This window comes from Embleya sp. NPDC005971, from assembly GCF_040629175.1.
Taxonomy (GTDB): Bacteria; Actinomycetota; Actinomycetes; order Streptomycetales; family Streptomycetaceae; genus Embleya.
Genome location: NZ_JBEXUX010000155.1, coordinates 1 through 4,257, shown reverse-complemented (window position 1 = coordinate 4,257; position 4,257 = coordinate 1). Strand labels below are relative to the sequence as shown.

The 4,257-nt window shown below is 72.3% G+C and carries 11 protein-coding genes; 10 read left to right on the top strand and 1 reads right to left on the bottom strand.

Going from position 1 to position 4,257, the window contains the following annotated elements; genetic code table 11:
• The first annotated feature begins 144 nt into the window (after positions 1–144).
• The 7 genes from ABZ374_RS48100 to ABZ374_RS48070 all read left to right on the top strand — a co-directional run bounded on the left by ABZ374_RS48100 (position 145) and on the right by ABZ374_RS48070 (position 2,867).
• Positions 145–330: a hypothetical protein gene (locus ABZ374_RS48100; protein ID WP_360325060.1), complete on the top strand. Its 186-nt coding sequence runs from the start codon at positions 145–147 to the stop codon at positions 328–330.
• Between the two features lie 51 nt (positions 331–381).
• Complete coding sequence (locus ABZ374_RS48095; protein WP_360325058.1) at positions 382–585, top strand: hypothetical protein; 204 nt, start codon at positions 382–384, stop codon at positions 583–585.
• Positions 582–1,019 (top strand): hypothetical protein, encoded by a 438-nt coding sequence (locus ABZ374_RS48090; RefSeq protein ID WP_360325055.1) that lies wholly within the window; start codon positions 582–584, stop codon positions 1,017–1,019. Before ABZ374_RS48095 ends, ABZ374_RS48090 begins: the two co-directional genes overlap by 4 nt.
• Complete coding sequence (locus ABZ374_RS48085; RefSeq protein ID WP_360325053.1) at positions 1,016–1,183, top strand: hypothetical protein; 168 nt, start codon at positions 1,016–1,018, stop codon at positions 1,181–1,183. The genes ABZ374_RS48090 and ABZ374_RS48085 overlap by 4 nt, the downstream gene beginning before the upstream one ends.
• Positions 1,184–1,322: 139 nt before the next feature.
• Positions 1,323–1,871 carry a 3'-5' exoribonuclease gene (locus ABZ374_RS48080; protein WP_360325051.1) on the top strand — a complete coding sequence of 183 codons (549 nt, stop codon included), beginning with the start codon at positions 1,323–1,325 and terminating at the stop codon, positions 1,869–1,871.
• Between the two features lie 76 nt (positions 1,872–1,947).
• The gene (locus tag ABZ374_RS48075; RefSeq protein WP_360325049.1) at positions 1,948–2,589 is read left to right on the top strand and encodes a hypothetical protein; all 642 of its coding nucleotides are present in this window, start codon (positions 1,948–1,950) and stop codon (positions 2,587–2,589) included.
• Positions 2,586–2,867, top strand: a complete 282-nt coding sequence (locus ABZ374_RS48070; RefSeq protein ID WP_360325046.1) for a hypothetical protein — start codon at positions 2,586–2,588, stop codon at positions 2,865–2,867. The genes ABZ374_RS48075 and ABZ374_RS48070 overlap by 4 nt, the downstream gene beginning before the upstream one ends.
• Positions 2,868–2,873: 6 nt before the next feature.
• Here the strand turns inward: ABZ374_RS48070 and ABZ374_RS48065 are convergent, their stop codons facing one another.
• Entirely contained in the window at positions 2,874–3,104 is a 231-nt protein-coding gene (locus ABZ374_RS48065; RefSeq protein ID WP_360325043.1) for a hypothetical protein, read from the bottom strand.
• Between the two features lie 108 nt (positions 3,105–3,212).
• Here ABZ374_RS48065 and ABZ374_RS48060 point away from each other — a divergent pair, with 108 nt between their 5' ends.
• The 3 genes from ABZ374_RS48060 to ABZ374_RS48050 all read left to right on the top strand — a co-directional run.
• A complete protein-coding gene (locus ABZ374_RS48060; RefSeq protein ID WP_360325041.1) occupies positions 3,213–3,413 on the top strand; it encodes a hypothetical protein in 201 nt (66 codons plus the stop codon).
• Positions 3,414–3,493: 80 nt separating this feature from the next.
• On the top strand, positions 3,494–3,949 hold the full coding sequence (locus ABZ374_RS48055) for a hypothetical protein (protein ID WP_360325038.1): 456 nt from the start codon (positions 3,494–3,496) through the stop codon (positions 3,947–3,949).
• Positions 3,950–3,982: 33 nt separating this feature from the next.
• On the top strand, positions 3,983–4,257 hold a 275-nt coding region (locus ABZ374_RS48050; protein ID WP_360325036.1), incomplete at its 3' end, for a hypothetical protein.

Below are 4,257 nucleotides of genomic sequence, written 5' to 3'. Positions count from 1 at the left end.
GCGTGGATCGCCGCCCACCACCCGGCGAACAAGCGGGCGGACGACCGGCTCGCGCTCGACGACCGGCCCTGACCGCACGAAGGCCCGCCCCGACGCAACCGGGGCGGGCCACCCCGACCGTACCCACCAGCACAGGAGACGCACATGCCCCAACCCCGCCGCTACGACCGCCGCGACCACGCCATCGCCACCGCCCACCTCGACGACCTCGACGCCGCCCGAACCGACAGCGAGTCCGGCGAGTACGACCCCAACCTCACCGAGGCGTTCGGCTGCCGCACGCGGCTCGTCTACGACGAGGACGGCAACTGCCGCATCGAGCACGGCTGACCGACCCGCCCGGCCGGGGCCACGCGCCCCGGCCCCACCACCGGAGACCACATGCTCGCCGAACGCCGCACCCGCACCGTCGTCCACCACGAGTGGACCCTCCCGCACCCCGCCCACGTCACCGACGTCGCCCAGGCCGTCGACGTCGCCCTCGCCACCCGCGAACGCGAACACCCGCGCGCCACCGACATCACCGTCACCGCCGAGGACGAACTCCTCGTCATCGGCTACCGGGTGGAGGAGCCGCAGCGATGACCGAGCCCACCCCCGAGCAGCTCGACAACCTGCTCGACCACGCCCACAAACGCCGCCTCGGCCCGGACGAAGTCGGCCGGATCCGCGAAGGCATAGCGAACCTGCGGCAGCAGCTTGCCGAGTACGAGGCCGCGATCAGCTTCGAGACCACCTGCCTCAACTGCACCCGGCAGACCACCGCGGCGTACCAGGACACGATGCGCGCCGAACAGGCTGAGGCCGCCGTGCAGCGCGTGCGGGACCTGTTTGCCTACTGGACCCGCGAGTTCGGCGACCCGGCCGCCATCCAGGTCGAGGAAGCCGTCCAGTCCGTCATCAACGGCACCCACCGACCCATCCCGGGCGGCGCGCCCTGGGCCTGGCCCGACACCGAGCCGGCGGCGGACACCGACACCGCACCCCTCACCGACCACTGGCCCCAGGAGCAGGCATGAGCACCGAAGTCGTCAACGGGATCGCGTCGTTGGCCCTCACCGTCATGGCGGCCGTCGCGATCATCCGCCTGTTCAACCGCGTGGACCGTCTGGAGCGCCAGGCCAAGGAGACCGAACGGCTCGTCGCCGCGCTCCAGCACGACCGCGACGGCAGCGCCACCTGACGCGCCGAGGGCCCGCCGCTCACCGCAGGGGGACGGGAGCGCGGGCCCAGCGCCCGGCCGGGGGAGTGCCGGATCCGAGACGGTACGCCCCCTCTGCGCGGATCGACAGACCTTGATCAATTCGACACCAAGGAGCGACATGCGCGTCACCTACGACACCGAGTTCATCGAAGACGGCCACAACATCGGCCTCATCTCCATCGCCCTCGTCGCCGAGGACGGACGCGAGTACTACGCCGTCAACCGCAACATGCCCGCAAGCGAGATTCGCCGGCACCCCTGGCTCATGGACAACGTCGTCCCCAGCCTCCCGCAAGGCCACGGCGACCGGCGCAACCACATGCCGAAGCACTGGCTGTTCGACTACGAGGACAGCACCGTGAAACGCGCAAGGGACATCGCCCACGAGGTCCGCCGCTTCCTGACCGCAACACCCGACCTCGAACTCTGGGCCTGGTACGCCGCGTTCGATCACGTCGCCCTCGCGTGGCTCTGGGGCCCGATGAGCAACCTCCCCGACGGCATCCCCATGTGGACCGCCGACATCCGCCAGGAGTGCGCCCGGCTCGGGCTGACCGACGACGACATGCCGCAGCAGGAGGACGGCGTCCACAACGCCCTGGCGGACGCGAGGCACAACCTCGTCCGCATGAGGTTCCTCGACCAGGTCGCCGCCAGCCGGCCCTGACACGGCGAGAGCCCCCGGTCACCCGGGGGCCCACGGTCCCACTCACACCCCGGACCGTACCGCCCCGGAGGCCACCGTGCAGCACCTCGACCACGCCGACACGACCACCGAGACCGACCAGCCCACCTGCCCCACCCACAAGCGCCGCGCCGGCGAACCCGTCTGGTGCCCCGACTGCCGCGACGACCTCGCCACCATGGTCTGGCGGCTCCCCGGCCAACGCGACCGACTCCTCGCCGCAGCCGACGGCCAGGCCACCCGCGGCGACGTCGGCCGAGCAGGCACCCGCGTCGACCCGCCCAGCCCGAGCCCCGAGTTCGACCAGGCCGACGAGATCGACGAGGTCCTCAGCACCTGGGCCCGCGCCTGGCTCGACCACCTCGGGTCCATCGAAACCCGCGGACGCACCGCCGGCTGGGCGGCACGCGTCCTCGGCGACACCCGTCGCGGCGACGTCTGGGCATGGCACCAGGCCGCCGACCTCGGCCGGGCCGTCCGCATTCTCGCCGGCGGAGCACGCAGGCTGCTCGGAGGATCGGTCGACACCGTCGACCTCATGCCCCTGCAGGCGCCCTGCCCCGGCTGCCACCTGATCACGCTCGTCCGGGAGGACGGCGGCGACCGGATCACCTGCACCCGCTGCCCCAGGACCGTGCCCGTCAAGGAGTACGAGGGGATCGTCGCCCGGCTGCTCGGGACGGCCGGAGTCGCCGCGTGATCAACTTCGGCTGCCGCCTCCACGGGCCCACGTGCGACACGCCCTGGGGCTACGACGAGCAGCACACCGACCAGTCGTATCCGTACACCCTCGACCAGCTCGCCGAGCGGGACTCGTGCCCGCATCGATACGCCTATCCGACCTGCGAGGAGTACGTCGAGGGCTTCCGGCTGTGGCGCGCCATCTTCTGGGACGGGCGACCGAACCGCGAGGAGGCCCAAGTCCTGCTGGACGGGTTCATCGCGGCGGTCGCGGAGATGCGCCGGGCGGAGGCGTGACGGGCGTCAAGAAGCCGCGGGCGGCTGGGTCTCGGCCTCGGCCGCCTTGCAGATCTGGCGGATGCGTTCGCGGGTGAGTCCGGTGATCGCGACGATGTCGCGCTGCCGTGTCCCTGGGCTGGCGGCGGCGGCGACGATCGCGGCGTGCAGGTCGCGGAGCGACTCGGCTTCCTGGCGCTGGCGTTCGCGGTGGGTCTCGGTGGCCTGGGTGAGGCGCTGGACTGCTTCGTCTTTCATGACCCAAAGATGCCATGCACGGTTGGCCAAGTCCACTTGACATGCAAAGTGGACTTGGCCTAACGTAGTTGTCGTCAGCAGGGACCGGGGCAAACCAGGGAGCACACCATGGCCACCACCTACCAGACCATCGTCACCACCGAGATCAACGGCCGGCCGGTCACCATCCAGACCCTCGCCGTCACCGTCCCCGCCACCAAGACCGCCGCATGGGTCAAGGGCTGGGCCGAGAAGAAGGCCCGCATCGAGAACCGCGCCCACCGCGCAGCCGCCCTCGTCACCGAAGCCTGGGTCATCCCCACCGCCTGACGCCGGCGTGCTCCCCGGCCCCGAACACGAGCCGGGACCGGGGAGCACGCCGGACCAGCCGGCGCGCGGACAGGAGCACCGTGACCACCCCGACCAACCCGATCACCCGCTTCGCCGCCACCGCGGCGATCCTCACCGCCGCCCACCACGTCGGCGACTACTGGATCCAGACCCACGACCAGGCCCTCGCCAAGGGCCGGCCCGGCCGCGAGGGCCGGCGCGCCTGCGCCGCCCACGTCGCCACCTACACCCTCGGCCAGGCGCTCGCGCTCGCCGCCGCCGACCGCTACCTCGGCCTCGGCATCCGATGGCGCCGCGCCGCCGCCGGACTCGCCGTCTCGGCCGCCACCCACTACGTCGCCGACAGGAGGAAGCCGCTCGAAGCCCTGGCGGGCCGGGTGGGCAAGGGCGAGTTCTACCGCCTCGGACAGAGCGCCGGTTGCCTCGGGACCGGTGCCGGCGCGCTCGACCAGTCCTGGCACATCGGCTGGTGCGCGGTCGCCGCAGCGGTGGTCGCCGGGCCCGGACGCGCCTGACTGACTCGAACACACATGCGAGACCATGGTGGGGTGGACATCGACCGCCCCGCCCCCGCGCGCAGCCTCGCCCGCTCCCGCCCGGGCGACCGCACCAGCGCGGGCGTCCACCACACCCTCGGGCGACCGTGGCCCTACGTGCTCGTCGCCATCGACGGCGCCTGGCGCCACGGAGTCGTCGGGGGCTGGTCACAGGAGCGGCCCGGAGGACCGGTCATCGTCTACGTCGAGTGGTCCGACGGCCGATCCGGGCGCGCCGACCACCTGATCCACGACCCCGACCTGATGATCCCCGGAGAGCGGGACAT